Source organism: Pantoea anthophila, assembly GCF_026104315.1.
In the GTDB taxonomy this organism is placed as follows: domain Bacteria; phylum Pseudomonadota; class Gammaproteobacteria; order Enterobacterales; family Enterobacteriaceae; genus Pantoea; species Pantoea anthophila.
Map to the genome: position 1 here is coordinate 1,811,325 of NZ_CP110473.1, position 19,301 is coordinate 1,830,625.

At 55.6% G+C, this 19,301-nt stretch carries 23 protein-coding genes; 11 read left to right on the forward strand and 12 right to left on the reverse strand.

The features are described from left to right. Positions 1 to 164: 164 nt before the first annotated feature. The 7 genes from OJ965_RS10935 (at position 165) to oppF (ending at position 8,768) form a co-directional block, all read left to right on the forward strand. A complete protein-coding gene (locus OJ965_RS10935) occupies positions 165 to 812 on the forward strand; it encodes a YchE family NAAT transporter (protein WP_009089907.1) in 648 nt (215 codons plus the stop codon). Between the two features lie 582 nt (positions 813 to 1,394). Next, positions 1,395 to 3,017, forward strand: a complete 1,623-nt coding sequence (locus OJ965_RS10940; protein WP_265139265.1) for an ABC transporter substrate-binding protein — start codon at positions 1,395 to 1,397, stop codon at positions 3,015 to 3,017. Between the two features lie 150 nt (positions 3,018 to 3,167). Continuing rightward, the gene (gene oppA, locus OJ965_RS10945; RefSeq protein WP_058958172.1) at positions 3,168 to 4,808 is read left to right on the forward strand and encodes an oligopeptide ABC transporter substrate-binding protein OppA; all 1,641 of its coding nucleotides are present in this window, start codon (positions 3,168 to 3,170) and stop codon (positions 4,806 to 4,808) included. Positions 4,809 to 4,901: 93 nt separating this feature from the next. After that, a complete protein-coding gene (gene oppB, locus OJ965_RS10950) occupies positions 4,902 to 5,822 on the forward strand; it encodes an oligopeptide ABC transporter permease OppB (RefSeq protein WP_009089910.1) in 921 nt (306 codons plus the stop codon). A gap of 14 nt (positions 5,823 to 5,836) precedes the next feature. After that, positions 5,837 to 6,745, forward strand: coding sequence for an oligopeptide ABC transporter permease OppC (oppC, locus tag OJ965_RS10955; protein ID WP_046101922.1), 909 nt, complete (start codon positions 5,837 to 5,839; stop codon positions 6,743 to 6,745). A gap of 11 nt (positions 6,746 to 6,756) precedes the next feature. After that, positions 6,757 to 7,770, forward strand: a complete 1,014-nt coding sequence (oppD, locus tag OJ965_RS10960; RefSeq protein ID WP_154928223.1) for an ABC transporter ATP-binding protein — start codon at positions 6,757 to 6,759, stop codon at positions 7,768 to 7,770. Continuing rightward, positions 7,767 to 8,768 carry a murein tripeptide/oligopeptide ABC transporter ATP binding protein OppF gene (oppF, locus tag OJ965_RS10965; protein WP_009089913.1) on the forward strand — a complete coding sequence of 334 codons (1,002 nt, stop codon included), beginning with the start codon at positions 7,767 to 7,769 and terminating at the stop codon, positions 8,766 to 8,768. The genes oppD and oppF overlap by 4 nt, the downstream gene beginning before the upstream one ends. A gap of 84 nt (positions 8,769 to 8,852) precedes the next feature. On the opposite strand, the gene OJ965_RS10970 is transcribed toward oppF, so the two are convergent. Continuing rightward, entirely contained in the window at positions 8,853 to 9,176 is a 324-nt protein-coding gene (locus OJ965_RS10970; protein ID WP_009089915.1) for an HI1450 family dsDNA-mimic protein, read from the reverse strand. A 45-nt stretch (positions 9,177 to 9,221) separates the two neighbouring features. Then, the gene (gene cls / locus OJ965_RS10975; protein WP_009089916.1) at positions 9,222 to 10,682 is read right to left on the reverse strand and encodes a cardiolipin synthase; all 1,461 of its coding nucleotides are present in this window, start codon (positions 10,680 to 10,682) and stop codon (positions 9,222 to 9,224) included. A gap of 158 nt (positions 10,683 to 10,840) precedes the next feature. Here cls and OJ965_RS10980 point away from each other — a divergent pair, with 158 nt between their 5' ends. Then, positions 10,841 to 11,014, forward strand: a complete 174-nt coding sequence (locus tag OJ965_RS10980; RefSeq protein ID WP_128084052.1) for a YciY family protein — start codon at positions 10,841 to 10,843, stop codon at positions 11,012 to 11,014. A gap of 78 nt (positions 11,015 to 11,092) precedes the next feature. Here the strand turns inward: OJ965_RS10980 and OJ965_RS10985 are convergent, their stop codons facing one another. Further along, complete coding sequence (locus OJ965_RS10985; RefSeq protein ID WP_265139209.1) at positions 11,093 to 11,410, reverse strand: hypothetical protein; 318 nt, start codon at positions 11,408 to 11,410, stop codon at positions 11,093 to 11,095. A gap of 344 nt (positions 11,411 to 11,754) precedes the next feature. Here OJ965_RS10985 and ycgZ point away from each other — a divergent pair, with 344 nt between their 5' ends. Then, positions 11,755 to 11,997: a regulatory protein YcgZ gene (gene ycgZ / locus OJ965_RS10990; protein WP_009089921.1), complete on the forward strand. Its 243-nt coding sequence runs from the start codon at positions 11,755 to 11,757 to the stop codon at positions 11,995 to 11,997. A gap of 83 nt (positions 11,998 to 12,080) precedes the next feature. Here the strand turns inward: ycgZ and OJ965_RS10995 are convergent, their stop codons facing one another. Both OJ965_RS10995 and OJ965_RS11000 read right to left on the reverse strand, forming a co-directional pair. Beyond that, entirely contained in the window at positions 12,081 to 12,266 is a 186-nt protein-coding gene (locus OJ965_RS10995) for a hypothetical protein (protein WP_058958173.1), read from the reverse strand. 71 nt (positions 12,267 to 12,337) lie between these two features. Further along, entirely contained in the window at positions 12,338 to 12,634 is a 297-nt protein-coding gene (locus tag OJ965_RS11000; RefSeq protein WP_009089924.1) for a YciI family protein, read from the reverse strand. 195 nt (positions 12,635 to 12,829) lie between these two features. Between OJ965_RS11000 and tonB the strand changes: the two genes are divergently transcribed. After that, complete coding sequence (gene tonB / locus OJ965_RS11005) at positions 12,830 to 13,597, forward strand: TonB system transport protein TonB (RefSeq protein WP_265139210.1); 768 nt, start codon at positions 12,830 to 12,832, stop codon at positions 13,595 to 13,597. Between the two features lie 35 nt (positions 13,598 to 13,632). Here the strand turns inward: tonB and yciA are convergent, their stop codons facing one another. The 4 genes from yciA to OJ965_RS11025 are packed head-to-tail and all read right to left on the reverse strand — an operon-like array spanning position 13,633 to position 15,884. Continuing rightward, a complete protein-coding gene (gene yciA / locus OJ965_RS11010; protein ID WP_009089928.1) occupies positions 13,633 to 14,055 on the reverse strand; it encodes an acyl-CoA thioester hydrolase YciA in 423 nt (140 codons plus the stop codon). A gap of 59 nt (positions 14,056 to 14,114) precedes the next feature. After that, the gene (locus tag OJ965_RS11015) at positions 14,115 to 14,654 is read right to left on the reverse strand and encodes a septation protein A (RefSeq protein WP_046101919.1); all 540 of its coding nucleotides are present in this window, start codon (positions 14,652 to 14,654) and stop codon (positions 14,115 to 14,117) included. Between the two features lie 51 nt (positions 14,655 to 14,705). Continuing rightward, the gene (locus OJ965_RS11020) at positions 14,706 to 15,440 is read right to left on the reverse strand and encodes a YciC family protein (protein WP_009089932.1); all 735 of its coding nucleotides are present in this window, start codon (positions 15,438 to 15,440) and stop codon (positions 14,706 to 14,708) included. Positions 15,441 to 15,467: 27 nt separating this feature from the next. Beyond that, complete coding sequence (locus OJ965_RS11025) at positions 15,468 to 15,884, reverse strand: YkgJ family cysteine cluster protein (protein WP_265139211.1); 417 nt, start codon at positions 15,882 to 15,884, stop codon at positions 15,468 to 15,470. 255 nt (positions 15,885 to 16,139) lie between these two features. On the opposite strand from OJ965_RS11025, the gene ompW reads away from it, so the two are divergent. Further along, complete coding sequence (gene ompW, locus OJ965_RS11030; RefSeq protein ID WP_009089935.1) at positions 16,140 to 16,772, forward strand: outer membrane protein OmpW; 633 nt, start codon at positions 16,140 to 16,142, stop codon at positions 16,770 to 16,772. A 48-nt stretch (positions 16,773 to 16,820) separates the two neighbouring features. Here ompW and OJ965_RS11035 read toward each other — a convergent pair whose 3' ends face one another. The 3 genes from OJ965_RS11035 to trpB form a co-directional block, all read right to left on the reverse strand. Beyond that, the gene (locus tag OJ965_RS11035) at positions 16,821 to 17,135 is read right to left on the reverse strand and encodes a BON domain-containing protein (protein ID WP_009089937.1); all 315 of its coding nucleotides are present in this window, start codon (positions 17,133 to 17,135) and stop codon (positions 16,821 to 16,823) included. Positions 17,136 to 17,284: 149 nt separating this feature from the next. Beyond that, a complete protein-coding gene (trpA, locus tag OJ965_RS11040; RefSeq protein WP_009089939.1) occupies positions 17,285 to 18,088 on the reverse strand; it encodes a tryptophan synthase subunit alpha in 804 nt (267 codons plus the stop codon). Beyond that, positions 18,088 to 19,278 carry a tryptophan synthase subunit beta gene (gene trpB, locus OJ965_RS11045; protein WP_046101917.1) on the reverse strand — a complete coding sequence of 397 codons (1,191 nt, stop codon included), beginning with the start codon at positions 19,276 to 19,278 and terminating at the stop codon, positions 18,088 to 18,090. Before trpB ends, trpA begins: the two co-directional genes overlap by 1 nt. Between the last annotated feature and the right edge of the window lie 23 nt (positions 19,279 to 19,301).

Consider the following 19,301-nt stretch of genomic DNA (forward strand, 5'->3'; position numbering starts at 1 on the left):
CCGGCTTGCCATAGCGACAAAATCCAGTCTCATTCGGAACGCTGGGGGAATCCGCTATGGGTTCCGCCTTAAGTGGCATAAATAGCGGCGTATGCATCTGGCGTCTGTGCCGCTTTTCACTTACATTAGGCGCGATTTCCCCCCCTGCGTTACGGAGCCATGTCGTGAACCCTGCACTGTTAGATCTTTCAGGCTATATAAAATTCTTTGTCGGGCTGTTCGCGCTGGTTAATCCGGTCGGCATTATTCCGGTGTTCATCAGTATGACCCGCTATCAGGCGGCAGCTGAACGCAATAAAACGAATCTAACCGCCAACCTGGCGGTGGCTATTATCCTCTGGACCTCGCTGTTCCTCGGCGATGCAATTCTGCGGGTGTTTGGCATCTCGATTGACTCGTTCCGCATTGCGGGCGGGATTCTGGTCGTGACCATTGCGATGTCGATGATCAGTGGCAAGCTGGGCGAGGATAAGCAGAACAAACAGGAGAAGTCAGAAACGGCCATTCGTGAAAGCGTTGGCGTAGTGCCTCTGGCGCTTCCCCTGATGGCCGGTCCGGGTGCCATCAGTTCGACGATTGTCTGGAGCACCCGCTATCACAGCTGGCTTAACCTGCTGGGCTTTACGCTGGCGATTGCCATTTTTGCCTTGTGTTGCTGGCTGCTGTTTCGGGCCGCGCCTTTAATGGTGCGGATACTGGGACAGACCGGCATTAACGTGATTACCCGTATCATGGGACTGTTACTGATGGCCCTGGGTATTGAGTTTGTTGTTACCGGCCTGAAGTCTATATTTCCCGGATTGCTCAATTAACGCCTCACTTATTTCAGGCAGCGAAGCGTAAATCTGATCCGTAATGGTGCAATCGACGGTTTTATTGCACCATTACAATGCAATTATTCGTCACGCTTAAAAGATTCAGTCGATTATAAATTTCATTACTGCTGGCCGGTTCACAGACTTTTGTCAGCGAAATAATGTCACGATTTTCACACCATATTCTTCTGTCCTGTTTCTTCCCTCCCTCATAAACACCCGCCTGAGAGCAATAAAGCTGGATTTTTCTCACGCCAGATGCCGACTTTGGAAGATAAGTGCCAAAAACCGTGCGTATTCATGATGCAAAGCACGTCTGCACAGGGTTTCCGACTAAAACGCCTATTTTTCATATCGATATGATATTTTCAGGTCGAAAATTAACACTTCCGCTGCGTGACAACTCGTGATAAAAGAGAATTAGTTAACATTTTAGCTATTTTACTTTGGCGCCCTCTGATGGCTTCTGATAATTTCTGGCCCAGCGTGAATTTTTTTCTCCGAAAGTGCAAAGTGAGAACGCTTTTTGCTTAAGCCTGTCGGGATACTTAAAAAAGGTTGGCGTTTCGGATGACTGGGATGATGAATGTGCAGCAACAGCGGCTGACTCTCGCCGCACTGTTAATAGCGTTTCCGCCGGCTTATGCCGCCACGGTTCCTCCCGGAACGACGCTGGCCGCGCAGCAACAGATTGTGATTAACAATGGCAACGAAGTCTCTTCGCTGGATCCCCATAAAACCGAAGGTGTGCCGGAATCCAATATTATTCACAACCTGCTGGACGGTCTGGTTAACACCGATAATTTCGGTAAGGTCGTTCCCGGCGTTGCCCTGAGCTGGGAGAATCCGCAGCCCACCGTCTGGATCTTTAACCTGCGGGATGATGCTAAGTGGAGTAATGGTAAGCCGGTGACCGCCGCAGATTTTGTCTACAGCTGGCGTCGGCTGGTGGACCCTGCCACCGCATCCCCTTACTCCAGCTATCTGCAGGCCGCCCATGTTGCCGGGATCGATGCGATTTTGGCTGGTAAAGCGTCACCCGATCAGCTGGGCGTGAAAGCGCTCGATGACCACCGGCTGCAGATTATGCTGACTGAACCGGTGCCTTATCTGGTAGCCATGCTGGCGCACACAGCGCTGAAGCCGGTTTATGCACCCGCTATCAAAGAGTGGGGCGACGCCTGGACCCGGCCGGGTCACTATATCGGTAACGGTGCTTATACCTTAAGCGACTGGGTAGTGAATGAAAAAATTGTTCTGAAGCGCAATCCTCACTACTGGGACAATGCCCATACGGTGATTGAGCAGGGGACCTTCCTGCCCATCGCCTCTGAAAACAGCGATATCAACCGCTACCGCAGTGGCGGAACGGACATCACCAACAGCGCCCTGCCGCCGGAGATGTTTGGCAAGCTGCGCAGGGATCTCGGCGATGAGGTGAAGATCAGTCCGCTGCTCTGCACGTTTTATTATGAAATCAATAACAAAAAGGCGCCGTTCACCGATCCACGGGTGCGCGCCGCCCTAAAGATGACCCTCGACCGTGAGGTGATTGCCAGAAAAATTATGGGGCAGGGACAGATTCCGGCTTACAGCCTGACGCCGCCCTTTACCGCTGGTATTAAGCTGACACCGCCAGCCTGGTTTACCTGGACGCAGGCGCAACGCAATGAGGCGGCGAAAAAGCTGCTGGCAGAGGCGGGATTCAACGCCGCCAATCCGCTGACCTTCACGCTGCTCTATAACACTTCCGATCAGAATAAACGGCAGGCGATTGCGGCCGCTTCAATGTGGCAGAAAAATCTCGGCGCAAAAGTCACCCTGCAGAATCAGGAGTGGAAGACGATGCTGGAGACCCGTCATCAGGCCCAGTATGACGTGGTGCGAGCCACCTGGTGCGCCGATTACAATGAGCCTTCAACCTTTCTCAACATGCTGATCAGCAACGCCTCGATCAATACCGCCTTTTACAGCAGTGCGGCCTTTGACGAGCTGATGGCGAAGAGCCTGACGGCGGGCAGTGAGGCGCAGCGCGCGGAGCTCTATCAGCAGGCTGAAACACAACTCGACAAAGACTCACCCATTGTGCCAGTTTACTACCGCGTCAGTGTGCGCCTGGTGAAGCCCTGGGTTGGCGGTTTCACGGGCAAAGACCCGCAGGATATGACAGACCTGAAGTACTATTTTATTAAAAAACACTGATCTGCTCGCCATCCTGGCGAGACAGACGGGAAGCGCATCAGCAAACAGACCAATTTTTTGGGTCACTCTCCCGGGTTAAGGGAGCCCGGAAACGGGGGACGCCGCGGCAGAACAGCGCTGCGGTGACGATAATAAAACTGGAGTGTAATAATGAACAACATCACGAAAAAAAGCCTGATAGCAGCGGGCGTCTTCGCCGCAATAAGTGCCCTGGCAGGGAATGCGGCTTTCGCGGCGACCGTGCCTGCAGGCGTTGAACTGGCAGCCAAACAGGAGCTCGTTCGCGGCAATGGCGATGAAGTGCAGTCGCTCGACCCGCACAAAATCGAGGGCGTGCCGGAAGACAACGTGGCGCGCGATCTCTATGAAGGTCTGCTGGTCAATGACAGCAACGGCAAACCGATCCCGGGCGTGGCGGAAAGCTATGAAAATAAAGATTTCAAAGTGTGGACTTTCCACCTGCGTAAAAATGCCAAATGGTCTAACGGCGAGCCGGTAACCGCGCAGGACTTCGTCTACAGCTGGGAGCGTCTGGTTGACCCGAAAACGGCTTCACCCTACGCCAGCTATCCTCAGTATGGTCATATCCTGAACGTTGATGACATCATCGCAGGTAAAAAGCCCATTACCGATCTGGGCGTGAAAGCGATTGATGACCACACGCTGGAAGTGACCCTGAGTGAGCCGGTTCCCTATTTTGATAAGCTGCTGATCAACTCCGTGATGTCACCGGTTTATAAACCGGCGATTGAGAAGTTCGGCGAACAGTGGACTCAGCCGCAAAACTGGGTCGGCAACGGTGCCTTTAAGCTCGACGCACACGTCATCAACGAACGCATCACGCTGGTGCGTAACCCGAACTACTGGGACAACGAGCACACCGTGCTGAACAAGGTTACCTACCTGCCAATCAGTTCTGAAGTCAGTGACGTCAACCGTTACTTCTCCGAGAACGGCAGCGACATGACCTATAACAACCTGCCGATCGAGCTGTTCAAAAAGCTGCAGCGCGAGAACGGCAAAGAGCTGCATGTCGATCCTTATCTCTGCACCTACTACTACGAAATCAATAACCAGAAAGCGCCATTTACCGATCCGCGCGTTCGTGCCGCCCTGAAGCTGGGTCTGGACCGTGACATCATGGTGAATAAAGTGCTGGCCCAGGGTCAGAAGCCGGCCTACAGCTTCACACCGCCAGCCACCGATGGTATGGAAATCCTGCCGCCAGACTGGTTCAAGTGGTCACAGGATAAACGTAACGCCGAAGCGAAAAAACTGCTGGCTGAAGCGGGCTACACGGCGGATAAACCGCTGACCTTCAACCTGCTCTACAACACCTCCGATCTGCACAAGAAGCTGGCGATTGCCGCCTCGTCGATCTGGAAGAAAAACATCGGTGTGAATATCAAGCTGGAAAACCAGGAGTGGAAAACCTTCCTGGACACCCGTCATCAGGGTAACTTCGATGTGGCGCGTGCGGCCTGGTGTGCGGACTACAACGAACCGACTTCCTTCCTGAACATCATGCTCTCTAACAGCAGCAGTAACACCTCGCACTATAAGAGCGATGCGTTTGACAAAGTGGTGCGTGACGCGATTAAAGCGCCGGATGCTAAAGGCCGTGCAGCGGACTATCAGCAGGCCGAGCAGATCCTGGATAAAGACAGCACCATCGTACCGGTTTACTACTACGTGAATACGCGTCTGGTGAAACCTTACGTTGGTGGGTATACCGGTAAAGATCCGCTGGATAAAACGCTGTCTAAAGACTTCTACATCATTAAACACTAATAGCGTTCAGGCTATCAGCAGTGGCGGCGCCTCTCGCGCCGCCTTTTTACTATTTTTTATATGTTGTGAAGCAACAGCCTGGTAGGTACGGCAATGTTAAAATTCATCCTGCGTCGCTTGCTTGAAGCGATTCCGACGCTGTTCGTCCTGATTACCATCTCCTTCTTTATGATGCGACTGGCACCCGGCAGCCCCTTTACCGGCGAGCGCACCCTGGCACCGGAAGTGATGGCCAACATTGAGGCGAAATATCACCTCAACGATCCTATCGGTAAGCAGTATGTCGATTACCTGGTCCAGCTGGCCCACGGCGATTTCGGCCCATCCTTTAAATACAAAGATTATTCGGTTAACTATCTGGTCGCGCACGCGTTCCCGGTCTCGGCAAAACTGGGTCTGGCCGCGTTCCTGCTGGCGATCGTGCTCGGCGTCACGGCCGGGGTCATCGCCGCGCTGAAACAGAACACCCTGTGGGACTTCGCGGTAATGGGGGTGGCAATGACCGGCGTGGTGATACCCAGCTTTGTGGTCGCGCCGCTGCTGGTTCTGCTGTTCGCGATCAGCCTGAAATGGCTGCCGGGCGGGGGCTGGAATGGCGGGCAGTGGAACTACATGCTGCTGCCGATGGTGGCACTCTCACTGGCTTACATTGCCAGCATTGCCCGTATCACCCGTGGATCGATGATTGAAGTTATGCACTCCAACTTTATCCGCACGGCTCGCGCCAAAGGCTTACCGCTGCGCCGCATTGTGCTGCGTCATGCGCTGAAACCGGCTCTGCTGCCGGTCATCTCCTATATGGGACCCGCCTTTGTCGGCATCATCACCGGTTCGATGGTGATCGAATCGATCTATGGTCTGCCGGGCATCGGTCAGCTGTTTGTTAACGGCGCACTGAACCGCGACTACTCGCTGGTGATGAGCCTGACGATTCTGGTCGGTCTGCTGACTATCCTGTTTAACGCGATTGTCGATGTGCTCTATGCCGTCATCGATCCCAAAATTCGTTACTGATTGCGGAGTTCGCCATGATGTTAAGTAAGAAAAACAGCGAAGCTCTTGATGCGTTCAGTGAGAAGCTGGAAGTAGAAGGGCGCAGTCTCTGGCAGGACGCGCGTCGTCGTTTTATCCATAACCGGGCAGCCCTGATCAGCCTGCTGGTGCTGCTGGTCATTACGCTGTTTGTGATTATCGCGCCGATGGTGGCGCAGTTCACCTACGACGATACCGACTGGGCGATGATGTCTTCACCGCCGGATACCACTTCCGGTCACTGGTTCGGCACCGACTCGTCGGGGCGTGACCTGCTGGTGCGTGTGGCCATCGGCGGCCGTATCTCCCTGATGGTCGGCGTCGCCTCCGCCCTGATCGCCGTGGTGGTCGGTACCCTGTATGGCTCCATTGCCGGTTACCTGGGCGGCAAAACCGACTCGGCCATGATGCGTGTTCTGGAAATCCTCAACTCCTTCCCGTTCATGTTCTTCGTGATCCTGCTGGTGACCTTCTTTGGTCGTAACATCCTGCTGATCTTTGCCGCCATCGGCATGGTTTCATGGCTGGATATGGCGCGTATTGTGCGCGGCCAGACGCTGAGCCTGAAGCGCAAAGAGTTTATCGAAGCCGCCCATGTGGGTGGGGTATCGACCTGGAAAATTGTGGTGCGCCATATCGTGCCCAACGTGCTGGGGGTGGTGGTGGTTTACGCCTCACTGCTGGTGCCCAGTATGATCCTGTTTGAATCCTTCCTGAGCTTCCTGGGTCTGGGCACGCAGGAACCTCTGAGCAGCTGGGGCGCACTGCTGAGCGACGGAGCCAACTCCATGGAAGTGTCGCCGTGGCTGTTGCTGTTCCCGGCGGGCTTCCTGGTGGTCACGCTGTTCTGTTTCAACTTTATCGGCGATGGCCTGCGTGATGCCCTCGACCCGAAAGATCGTTAAGGAGTTTCCCGATGACTATTCATGAATTTCAGCCAGCGATGGCGGCCCGCGCGGGAAGCGAACAGCTACTTACGGTCAAAGATTTACGCGTCACCTTTGGCACGCACGATGGTGATGTCACCGCGGTGAACAATCTGAACTTCTCGCTGCGCGCAGGGGAGACGCTGGGCATTGTCGGTGAGTCCGGTTCGGGCAAGTCACAGACCGCCTTTGCCCTGATGGGGTTGCTGGCGAAAAACGGGCGCATTGGCGGTTCTGCGCTGTTCAACGGCAAAGAGATCCTGAATCTGCCGGAAAGCCAGCTTAACCGGCTGCGCGCTGAGCAGATCGCGATGATCTTCCAGGACCCGATGACCTCGCTCAATCCCTATATGCGGGTCGGCGAGCAGCTGATGGAAGTGCTGAAACTGCACAAGGGGATGAGCAGCGCACAGGCTTTCGAAGAGTCGGTGAGAATGCTGGATGCGGTGAAGATGCCGGAAGCGCGCAAGCGAATGAAAATGTATCCGCATGAGTTCTCCGGTGGGATGCGCCAGCGCGTGATGATCGCCATGGCGCTGCTCTGTCGTCCAAAGCTGCTGATTGCCGATGAACCGACCACGGCGCTGGATGTGACGGTGCAGGCGCAGATCATGACGCTGCTCAATGAACTGAAGCGCGAGTTCAACACCGCCATCATCATGATCACCCACGATCTCGGCGTGGTGGCGGGGATCTGCGACAAAGTGCTGGTGATGTACGCCGGACGCACCATGGAGTATGGCCGCGCCCGCGATGTCTTTTACCAGCCCGCCCATCCTTATTCGATCGGCCTGCTCAATGCCGTACCACGCCTGGATGCCGAGGGCGAGAGCCTCACGACCATTCCGGGGAATCCACCCAATCTGCTGCGTCTGCCGCAGGGCTGTCCGTTCCAGCCGCGCTGCCCGCACGCGATGGATATCTGCACCCAGTCGCCGCCGCTGGAGCCGTTTGGCGATGGCCGTCTGCGTGCCTGCTTTAAGCCGGTGGAGGAGTTAGTATGAGCACCGTAGCTGAAAAGAAAGTGTTACTGGAAATCGCCGACCTGAAGGTGCATTTCGACATTAAAGATGGCAAGCAGTGGTTCTGGCAGCCTTCAAAGACCCTGAAAGCGGTGGACGGGGTCAGCCTGCGTCTCTATGAAGGGGAAACCCTGGGCGTGGTGGGCGAGTCCGGCTGCGGCAAATCGACGCTGGCACGCGCCATTATCGGGCTGGTCAAAGCCACAGAAGGGCGTGTCGCCTGGTTAGGCCGCGATCTGCTCGGTCAGAGCGAAGAGGAGTGGCGCAAGGCGCGTAGCGACATTCAGATGATCTTCCAGGACCCGCTGGCCTCTCTGAATCCGCGTATGACTATCGGCGATATCATCGCCGAGCCGCTGCGCACCTATCATCCGAAGATGGCGCGTCAGGAAGTGAAAGATCGCGTCAAAAATATGATGATGAAGGTGGGCCTGCTGCCGAACCTGATTAACCGCTATCCGCATGAGTTTTCGGGTGGCCAGTGTCAGCGTATCGGCATCGCCCGTGCGCTGATTCTGGAGCCAAAGCTCATTATCTGTGATGAGCCGGTTTCGGCGCTCGACGTGTCGATTCAGGCGCAGGTGGTGAATCTGCTGCAGCAGCTGCAGCGTGAAATGGGACTGTCACTGATCTTCATCGCGCACGATCTGGCCGTGGTGAAACATATCTCTGATCGCGTGCTGGTGATGTATCTGGGACATGCGGTGGAGCTGGGCACCTACAGCGAGGTCTATGGCAATCCGCAGCACCCTTACACCCGGGCGCTGATGTCTGCCGTGCCGATTCCCGATCCCGATCTGGAGAAGAACAAGCAGATTCAGCTACTGGAAGGGGAGCTGCCGTCGCCGATCAATCCGCCGTCAGGCTGCGTGTTCCGCACCCGCTGTCCGATTGCCGGACCGGAGTGTGCGAAAACCCGTCCGCTGCTGGAAGGCAGCTTCCACCATGCGGTCTCCTGTCTCAAGGTCGACCCGCTCTGAAGCAAAACGCCGGGCAATTGCCCGGCGTTTTCTGTTGTGGGATGCTGCGCCACGACGACATTCACGTCACCGCGCATCTACGGTCTATTCACGCCACAGGATATGACACAGCTTGTGATCTTTTTCACGGCACAGCAGCACGCGCGCAAAGACGTCGGTGATCGGCTCACCGTCCGCTTCACCCAGCCCAATCACCACCTCGGCGAAAAAGTCAGGGTTTAGATCGAAATCAACATGATCTTTCCAGTCTTCAGACGGGTCGAACAGCTCTGCGCCACCGCGCTCCTCAAACTGCAGATTGAAGAGAATGATGTCTGCCGGATCGAGATTGTCACCTGCCAGTTCGAGAAAAATATCGTAGGCCTGTTCCAGCGTTTCATCTTCGGTAAGGCGATTATTTAAATCCATAGTCTGTCCTGTCTGCCTGCGGCCATTTACACAATCTGGCTCGTTTTACAGTAAAGGGCTGAAGAAGTAAAACAGTCGTTCAACAATGCGCTGCCACCAGGCACGTTTTGCCCAGCGCTTACCCTCCAGCAGGCGCGACCGCGCGATATAGTCATCCTGTACGCAGGCCAGGTCACTGCCGAAGCCCGCATCATCCACTACCAGCGTCACCTCGAAATTAAGCCATAAACTGCGCATATCGAGATTCACGGTGCCGACCAGGCTCAGCTGTCCGTCCACCAGCACGCTCTTGGTATGCAGCAGACCATCTTCAAACTGGTAAATCTTCACGCCCGCCTCCAGCAATTCACTGAAGAAGGCGCGGCTGGCCCAGCCGACCAGCAGCGAGTCATTGTGACGCGGCAGGATCAGGCTGACGCTGACGCCACGCTGCGCCGCCGTACAGATCGCATGCAGCAGATCGTCGCTGGGCACAAAGTAGGGGGTCGTCATGATCAGTTGCTCACGCGCCGAATAGACGGCGGTCAGCAGGGCCTGATGGATCATATCTTCCGGAAAACCGGGACCGGAGGCGATCACCTGCACGGTGTGGCCGCTCTCCTGTTCAAACGGCATGATGTTGCGATCGGGCGGGGGCGGCAGAATGCGCTTACCGGTCTCTATTTCCCAGTCGCAGCTGAAAACGATCCCCATCGCGGTCGCGACCGGGCCTTCCATACGCGCCATCAGATCTATCCACTGACCCACACCGGCACTCTGTTTAAAGAAGCGGGGGTCGACCAGATTCATACTGCCGGTGTAGGCGATGTAGTTATCAATCAGCACGATTTTACGATGCTGGCGCAGATCCATCCGCCGCAGGAAGACGCGCAGCAGGCTCACCTGTAACGCTTCCACTACGTCAATGCCGGCGTTGCGCATCATGCCCGCCCAGGGGCTGCGGAAAAAGTTTACGCTGCCCGCAGAGTCCAGCAGCAGACGGCAGTGGACGCCACGGCGCGACGCCGCCATCAGCGATTCGGCAACTTCATCTGCCAGACCACCGGGGTGCCAGATGTAAAATACCATCTCGATATTATGGCGGGCCAGCTGGATGTCACGAATCAGTGCCTGCATCACATCATCGGCGCTGGTTAACAGTTGCAGCTGATTTCCCTTTACCCCGGCAATGCCCTGACGATGGTAGCAAAGCTCAAATAACGAGCGCGCGACGTCGCTGTGTTCCGTCGCGAAAATCTCGCGGCACTGCTTCAGATCATTCAGCCAGCGGGCCGTTGACGGCCACATGGTGCGGGCGCGCTCCGCGCGACGTTTACCCAGGTGCAGTTCGCCAAAGGAGAGATAAGCGATAATGCCGACCAGCGGCAGAATATAGATAACCAGCAGCCAGGCCATCGCCGACGTGACAGCCCGGCGCTTTATCAGGATGCGCAGTGTGACACCGGCAATCAGCAGCCAGTAACCAAACAGCAGCAACCAGCTGATCAGCGTATAAAAAGTGGTCATAAAGTGGACATCCCGTTCGCGCTTCCGTCTGGCAAGTTTACGTGCAGATGACGGCTAACGAAACCTTTATCCCTGACGAGAATAATGAGAGAACAGATTGGGTATTGTCGCAGAGATCTCTATAATGCGGCGGCGTAGACGATGGCAGAGAGGAAGTGATGAAACGAAGCAGAAATGAAGTGGCACGCTGGAGAATGTTACGACAGGTTCACCGTCGCCGTTCACGCTGGCTGGAAGGGCAGTCACGCCGTTATAAACGCATCCATTGTATCCGCCACCAGCTGGCGCAGCAGCAGCGTCGATCGATTCTGTTCATCACGCAGATGGTTTAATCCCGTACCTCTTCAGCCCGCCCTGTAAGCCGATACCCTTTGAGGCAGCAGGCGGGCTGCGCATTGTCCGGGGCACCCTCAGGCTTCAAAAAAGCCCTGCTCGGCCAGTAACCGGCGCGCCTGAGCCTGCTCCTGAAGCGACGCTCCCCGATCGTTAACCTCGAGCATCAGACAGGGCATTGCGCTGCCCAGCGCCGCTGGCCGGCGATAACCCTCCCGATCATACCATTCGTAACTCCACCGGCCTGATTTGCGCTGATAGTAGATCGTCAGCCAGGCAGAGCAGTTCGCCGGATAACCACTTAATACTTCTATTTTAGGATCGGCCAGCGCGGCAAGCCGGGATAAAAGCGTGTCAGCCAGAGTGAGAACCGGAACAGGATAGGTTTTATTCATAGTGAGCTCGCGACAGTGCGGTGCATCCATTCAGAGGTGTAAATCACGAATAGTAAATGTAGACAGAGGTAACAGATAAATCCTCTCGCCGGTCAAAAAAAGCCGTAAGTTAAAAGGATCAGGCGAAAAAGGGGCGGGTCTGAGGAGGCTGACAGGGGATGTGTACAAAGCGAGAAGAAACTTGTACAACTTTACATTGTTTTAAGTCTATGTATTAAATGAATTTAATGGAAAATGTCACGCTTTGGGTGATTTTTCGCGCTAAATACCTGTACAGGAGGGGTGTTTTTGTATAACTTTACCGCATCGCTTAGTAACTTTAACGACACCTTTAAGGGACAATCATGCAGACTAACGTACATATTCCCGCTTCAGTTTCAGACATTACCGCCTATCTGCACAGTGCTGCACAGCCTTCACAGCAGGCGATCCTGGGGTCGGTTGTCACGGAAATTATTCGTTCCGGTCGCAGCCTGAACCGCAAAGCGATCTGCTCAAAACTGATTAGCCGCCTGCAGCATGTTACCAGCCCGGAAGAAGAACAGCACTATCACGCGCTGATTGGTCTGATTCTGGATCGCGGCTGATATAAAGATAACAGAGTATGAAGAACAGGACAGTCAATCAGCTGTCCTGATCTTTAATGCCTTTTACCCCAGTGGCTTTATGGTCAGCCGGGATGAAGCGGCTTCGTCATCATCAGCGTGACATTTACCAGCTGCAACGCTGCTGCCAGCACAATCAGCATCACGATCGTCTGTTTCTTCCTGCGCCAGCCCTGCGTCCGCCAGAGATAAATAGCCCTGCCAAGCAGTAAAGCGATGACCAGCAGCAGCGCCAGAATAACAATCTGCATATTCCCTCTCTCTACGAAAAAAAATGGCTTCTGCGCCAGGCACAGAAGCCATTTTTAATACTCAGATGCAATCAGAAGACACGTTTGAACGGCTTAACCGCGACCTGACTATAGACGCCCGCCGCAATATAGGGATCATCCTGCGCCCAGGATTGCGCCGCTTCCAGCGACGGGAACTCCGCAATGACGGTGGAACCGGTAAAGCCCGCCACGCCGGGATCGTTACTGTCCACGGCAGGCATCGGGCCAGCGATAATCAGGCGTCCCTCTTCGTGAAGCAGTTTGAGCCGTGCCAGATGGGCAGGGCGCACGGCGTTACGCTTTTCCAGTGAATCTGCAGTATCTTCTGCATAAATGACGTAAAGCACTCAGGAACTCCCATTAACCAGAATTTTGCACACGTTAAGGGATTGCCCTTCAGAGTGCAAACGAAAACTCCGGCGGCTGGGAGGCGCAGCATAAAGGGCTAAATGCGCTTTTCTGATGGCCTGAAGGCGGGAGTTATTGAAACTGATTGCTATTTGCATTTAAAATCGCTGCTTCATTCAATCACTGCGACTGTTATGACCACGCTGACTATGCCCTTACCCAAACGCACGCCACTCTCCATGTTGCTGTCTGTTGTTCTGCATGGGGCCGTCATTGCCGGAATTCTGTATGCGTCATTCCAGCAGGTGACGGAAGTGCCAAAGGCCTCTCAGCCCATCAGCGTCACCATGGTTGCCCCGGAAGTTCAGCCCGAGCCTGCTCCGGCTGTTGTGCAGCCGCCTGCGCCTGAGCCGCAGCCAGAACCTCAGCCAGAACCTCAGCCACAACCGGAACCTCAGCCCGCGCCGGAACCGCCGAAAGCGGAACCGGTGCCGATACCCAAACCTGAGCCGAAGCCCAAACCAAAACCCAAACCCAAAACCGAGCACAAGCGGGAGAAACCTCTACGCGACGTGAAGCCGCGTCAGGAGAGTAAACCGCAGGATAATCCGTTCCGGCAGGAGACGCCGGCGACCCAGACCCGTCCAGCCACTGCGCCAAAAGCGACTCCGTCATCGACACCATCGGTATCAACCGGCCCAAAAGCGCTGAGCGTCAGTAAGCCAGGCTATCCTCAGCGCGCGTTTGCACTGCGGGTTGAAGGGCGCGTGCGGGTGAAGTTTGACGTGGACAGTGACGGTCGGGTAGAGAACATCCAGATCCTCTCTGCGGAACCGCGCAATATGTTTGAGCGCAACGTAAAGCAGGCGATGAAAAAGTGGCGTTACCAGAGCGGTCGCCCGGGTCAGGGACTCACAATGAATATCGTCTTCAAAATTAAAGGCGGGGCCAGCATAGAGTAAGAGGCCGGGTCAGGCGGAGATGCCTGACCCGTTTTTTATTCGCCGGGCTGCTGATTGGCGCGGCCGGCTGGCAGCGGACGGGAATTGCCCGCACTGTCCACGGCCACATAGATAAAGACCGCTTCGGTGGCACAATAAGTCTGTCCAATCGGCTCAGACGACACTTTCTTGATCCACACCTCGACGTTAATGGTCATCGAACTGTTGCCGGTCCGGATACAGCGCGCATGACAGCTCACGACATCCCCTACCGCCACCGGCTTCAGAAATGACATGCCGTCGACGCGTACCGTTACCACGCGGCCTTCCGCGATCTCTTTAGCCAGAATCGCGCCGCCCATATCCATCTGTGACATCAGCCAGCCACCAAAGATATCGCCGTTAGCGTTGGTGTCTGCCGGCATGGCGAGCGTACGCAGCACCATTTCACCTTGCGGTAATTTATGTTTTTCGCCCATTGCTTCCCGTTCTTATGCAGATGAATGCTGAAAAAAAGCCCGGCGAACCGGGCGGATGATTATTTTTGTTCCTGCTGCGGCATCTGTCGCCAGATATAGAGCCCGCTAAGCAGGGTAAACAGTAAGGTCAGACCGGTGAGACCAAACACTTTAAAGTTAACCCAAAACGCCTGGGATAACCAAAAGGCGACGTAGATGTTCACCAGGCCGCAAATCAGAAAGAAGAGTGCCCAGGCGACGTTAAGTCGACGCCAGACCGCGTCCGGCAGCTGCAGCTCTTTACCCAGCATGCTCTGGATCAGCGGCTGTTTCATAAACCACTGGCTGTAGAGCAGGGCGAGCGCGAACAGGCTGTAGATGACCGTCACTTTCCACTTAATAAACTCATCGTTGTGGAACACCAGCGTCAGGGTGCCAAAGACCGCGACCAGCACAAAGGTGAAAATGGTCATCTTTTCCAGTCTGCGATAGAGCACCCAGCTGACGACCAGCGCCAGACCGGTCGCGACAATCAGTGCGCCCGAGGCGACAAAGATGTCATAGAGCTTATAGAAGATGAAAAAGACTACCAGGGGGAGAAAGTCGAGTAACTGCTTCATAGTGATTCCCGTCAGGGTTGCATGCCAGTGCGCCCGCAGGCGCACCGTCCGTCAACGTAACAGCATATAGAGCCGATAGAGATAGATGATCAACAGGGCTGAAACCAGATTGCCGGCCGCGGTAAAAATGACCGACGAAACATTCAGCGGCAGCACGGTCAGCGAAGCGAAAAAGAGCATCACGACCACTTTCGCCAGCAGCCAGAGCAAGATGGCGGGGGCGATCAGCTTCACGTTCTTCCAGGCCATGCGCATGCTGGCGCGCATGGCGGCAAACACGCCCATCTTCTCACTGGCAAGCATCACCGGCGCCAGTGACAGCAGGATCGTCAGCAGAATACCGGGGACCACCAGCACCATAAAGCCAAGCTGGGCCACCAGCGTCATCAGAAAGGTCAGCAGCAGCAGTCTGGGCAGCAGCGGCGCAGAAGTCCCGATAGCCCGCAAAGCGCTGACCCGCTGACCGGAAGAGACCATCGGAATCAGGCAGAGCATGCCGCCCAGCAGCAGCGTGTTACCCAATAGCGCAGCGAAGGTGCTGGCAGCCGAAGCCCGCAGCAGAACCTGCTGCTGTTCCGGCGACATGCTCTGCACTATCTCAAACAACGATCTGGCACTGTCGTCACCCTGCTGCAGAATGGCCATCTCATCGACACCAGGCGTCAGCACATGCACCAGCATGACAGTGATAAAAGCGGTCAGCAGCGACAGCAGCAGCAGGGTAGCCAGCTGATGTCGCGCAAAATTTCCAGTGTCACGGTATAACGAGCTTGCCGTGATAGACATGTACACTCCTTGGAGGAACCGGGTTAATTAACCCGGCGATTGTACATGTTCTGGCAGCTCACGGGCACCCGCTGTGGCATAACTTTCTGTCACGACAGGTAAAGATGGCGAAAAAAGCGGGGGAAGGCCATAGCGGGCGCGGGCCCGATCGCAGGCTTCGTTATGAATGCCGCCTTCTCCTGACAGCGAGAACTCCCTACAGGGGGAGGGACGCTGCTCATAGATTCCGCATGAAACGCATCCGCCGATCTCTCCCTGCAGGGCGACACAGCGCGGGGTGCGATCGTTGGTGCCCCGCATGTTACGCATGAGCAGGCTGAGCGGCTCGGTCAGGTCGGTCGGCACCAGACCGCCCGCATCGTCGGCTTCCGCCCAGTAAAATGAGACGCGAAAATGGGCGCAGCAGGCGCCACAGCTGATACAAGGATTTAATGTGTCACTCATTTGATCACCCGCCCCTCCCGAGGCATCGAACCAAAATCAACCAGGAAGAGAAGCAAAATAGGGCCGCCGGAATTTTTCAGCAAGGGGAATTTGCGGGTGCCGAAGCGTGCCGAAATTGATCTAAATCAATCCATTGTTTTATAAGCAATTTATCTGAAGCGTTCAGAGTGCAATTTCCTGTAAATCGCGTTAAATAACTGCCAGCAAAAAAAATGATAATCCCCCGCGACATCAACATTAAGCAAAGGAGTGATAATGAAACTGGCAAAATGCGCGATGCTGCTGGCGCTGGCTTTACCCCAGCTGGCGATGGCCCACGAAGCAGGCGACTTCTTTATGCGTGCCGGCAGTGCAACCGTACGCCCCACCGAAGGCTCCGATAATGTGTTAGGCATGGGGGAGTTCAGCGCCTCCAACGACACGCAGCTCGGCCTGACCTTTACCTATATGGCAACGGACAATATCGGGGTGGAACTTCTCGCCGCCACGCCGTTCCGTCACAAAGTGGGTCTTGGCCCGACCGGTACGCTGGCTACCGTGCGCCAGTTACCGCCGACGCTGATGGCGCAGTACTACTTCTTCGACAGCAAAAGCAAAGCCCGTCCCTACGTGGGCGTGGGCGTCAACTACACCACCTTCTATGATGCCGATTTCAACCAGACCGGTCGCGATGCAGGCCTGACCGATCTCAGCGTCAAGGATTCGTGGGGCGTGGCGGGTCAGGTCGGCCTGGATTATCAGATCAACCGCGACTGGATGCTGAATGCGTCGGTGTGGTACATGGATATCGACACGGAAGTGAAGTTTAAAGCGGGAGGCGAGCAGCAGAACATCAATATGCGCATCGATCCGTGGGTCTTCTTCTTCGGGGCAGGTTACCGCTTCTGATGAGAAAAAGGCCGCTGATTCAGCGGCCTTTTTTGTGTCTGTGTAACGTTATTTAATCTGCATATTGTTCACGACAGATTTCACGCCCGGTACGCTGCGCGTTACCTGAACAGCACGATTAGCCATTTGTGGCGATGACACAAAACCGCTCAGCTGAACTTTACCCTTAAAGGTTTCTACGTTGATTTCAGTCGATTTCAGCGAGTCATCCTTCAGCAGTTCACCTTTCACTTTCGTGGTCACAACGGTGTCATCGATGTAGCCACCGGTTCCCTCTTTGGTTGCGGTTGGCGCACAGGCGCTCAGTGTCAGCGCAACCACACCCGCCAGTACAGCACCTGTCAGCAGTTTAACGAATTTCATTGCTTTCTCTCCCTGTCACAAAATGGATGCGACGTTACCGTAACGGCGCTTTGTCATTGTGGTGCAGATTCTGAAAAAAGGGCAAATGGCGGAATGAAAAAAAAGGAAACAAATCATGCCTTATCGCGTGATAAGGCATGCTGACAGGATTAACGACTGGCGGCTTTCAGGCGACTGACAAAGTTCTTCAGTTCGCTCAGCATCACGTCCGGCTCGGCGTGATGCTTCTCAATGATCCTGACAATGGCGGAACCGGAGATGGCTCCGGCGGCACCGGCGGCAATCGCTTCCTTCACCTGCTCAGGTTCTGAGATACCAAAGCCCTGCAGTGGCGGAGCGGCATGATATTCGCGCAGCTTGTCGATCAGGTGCTGTAGCGGCAGGCTGGCACGGTTTTCAGCCCCGGTCACCCCGGCACGCGACAGCAGGTAGGTGTAGCCCCGGCCGTGCGACGCGATCTCACGCAGCAGCGCATCGCTGGCATTGGGTGGACAGATAAAGATAGGGGCCACGCCGTGACGCATCGCCGCCTGGCGGAACGGCGCCGACTCTTCAACCGGCACATCGGCGACCAGAACCGAATCGACACCGGCTTCGGCACAGCGTGCATAGAACGCATCCACGCCGTTGGTGAAGACCAGGTTGGCATACATCAGCAGGCCAATCGGCAGGTCAGGATATTTACGGCGGATTGTCGCCAGCATTTCAAAGCACTGGCTGGTGGTGGTGCCTGCGGCAAACGCACGTAAGGTCGCATTCTGAATGGTCGGGCCATCCGCCAGCGGGTCGGAGAAAGGAATGCCCAGCTCCAGCGCGTCCGCACCGCCCTCAACCAGCGCGTCAATCACGCGCAGGGAGAGCTCAGGTGAAGGATCGCCCAGCGTGACAAAGGGGACGAAAGCGCCTTCGTTGCTGGCTGACAGGCGCGAAAACAGTTGATTATAACGTTCCATCAGATTTCTCCCTGCGCAGTCAGAATGTCGTGAACGGTGAAAATATCTTTATCGCCGCGGCCGGAAAGGTTAACCACAAGCAGCTGCTCTTTCTCCGGCTCGTCCTGAATCATCTTCAGGGCGTGCGCCAGGGCGTGAGAGGATTCCAGCGCCGGAATAATCCCTTCCGCCCGGCAGAGCTGTTTGAAGGCAGCCAGCGCTTCGTTATCGGTAACCGAGACGTAATCCGCCCGACCCGTGCTGTTCAGGTGCGCATGCTGAGGCCCGACCGACGGGAAGTCGAGACCGGCAGAGATGGAGTAGGACTCTTCAATCTGGCCATCTTCAGTCTGCATCATCGGCGCTTTCATGCCGAAGTAGATACCGACGCGACCATGCTTCAGCGGTGCGCCATGCTCGCCGGTTTCGATGCCGTGACCCGCAGGCTCAACGCCGATCAGCTTCACGCTGGTTTCATCAATAAAGTCAGCGAACATCCCGATAGCGTTGGAGCCCCCGCCCACGCAGGCGAGAATAGCGTCGGGCAGGCGACCCTCTCTTTCCAGAATCTGTTTTTTCGTCTCTTCGCCGATCATGCGCTGGAACTCACGCACGATAGTCGGGAAGGGGTGCGGACCCGCGGCGGTGCCAAGCATGTAGTGCGCCGTTTCATAGCTGCCAGACCAGTCGCGAAGCGCCTCATTACAGGCATCTTTCAGCGTGGCAGAGCCGCTGTGAACCGGGATCACCTCCGCGCCCATCAGTCGCATACGGAAGACGTTAGGCGACTGACGCTCCACATCTTTCGCGCCCATGTAGATACGGCATTTCATGCCCAGCAGCGCACAGGCCAGCGCCGAGGCTACACCATGCTGACCGGCGCCGGTCTCGGCGATAATTTCGTTTTTACCCATGCGCTTAGCCAGCAGTGCCTGACCAAGCACCTGGTTAGTTTTGTGCGCACCGCCGTGCAGCAGATCTTCACGCTTAAGGTAGAGGCGCGTTTTGGTGCCTTTGGTCAGGTTTTTGCACAGCGTCAGCGCGGTCGGACGACCCGCATAGTTCTTCAGCAGTTCGGTAAACTCTTCCTGGAAGGCAGGATCTTTCTGCGCGTCGACAAACGCCTCTTCGAGCTGGCGCAGGGCAGGCATCAGGATCTGCGGAACATACATTCCGCCAAATTCGCCAAAGTAGGGATTCAGTAACGTCATCTTTTCTCTTCCTTTCTCAGGCC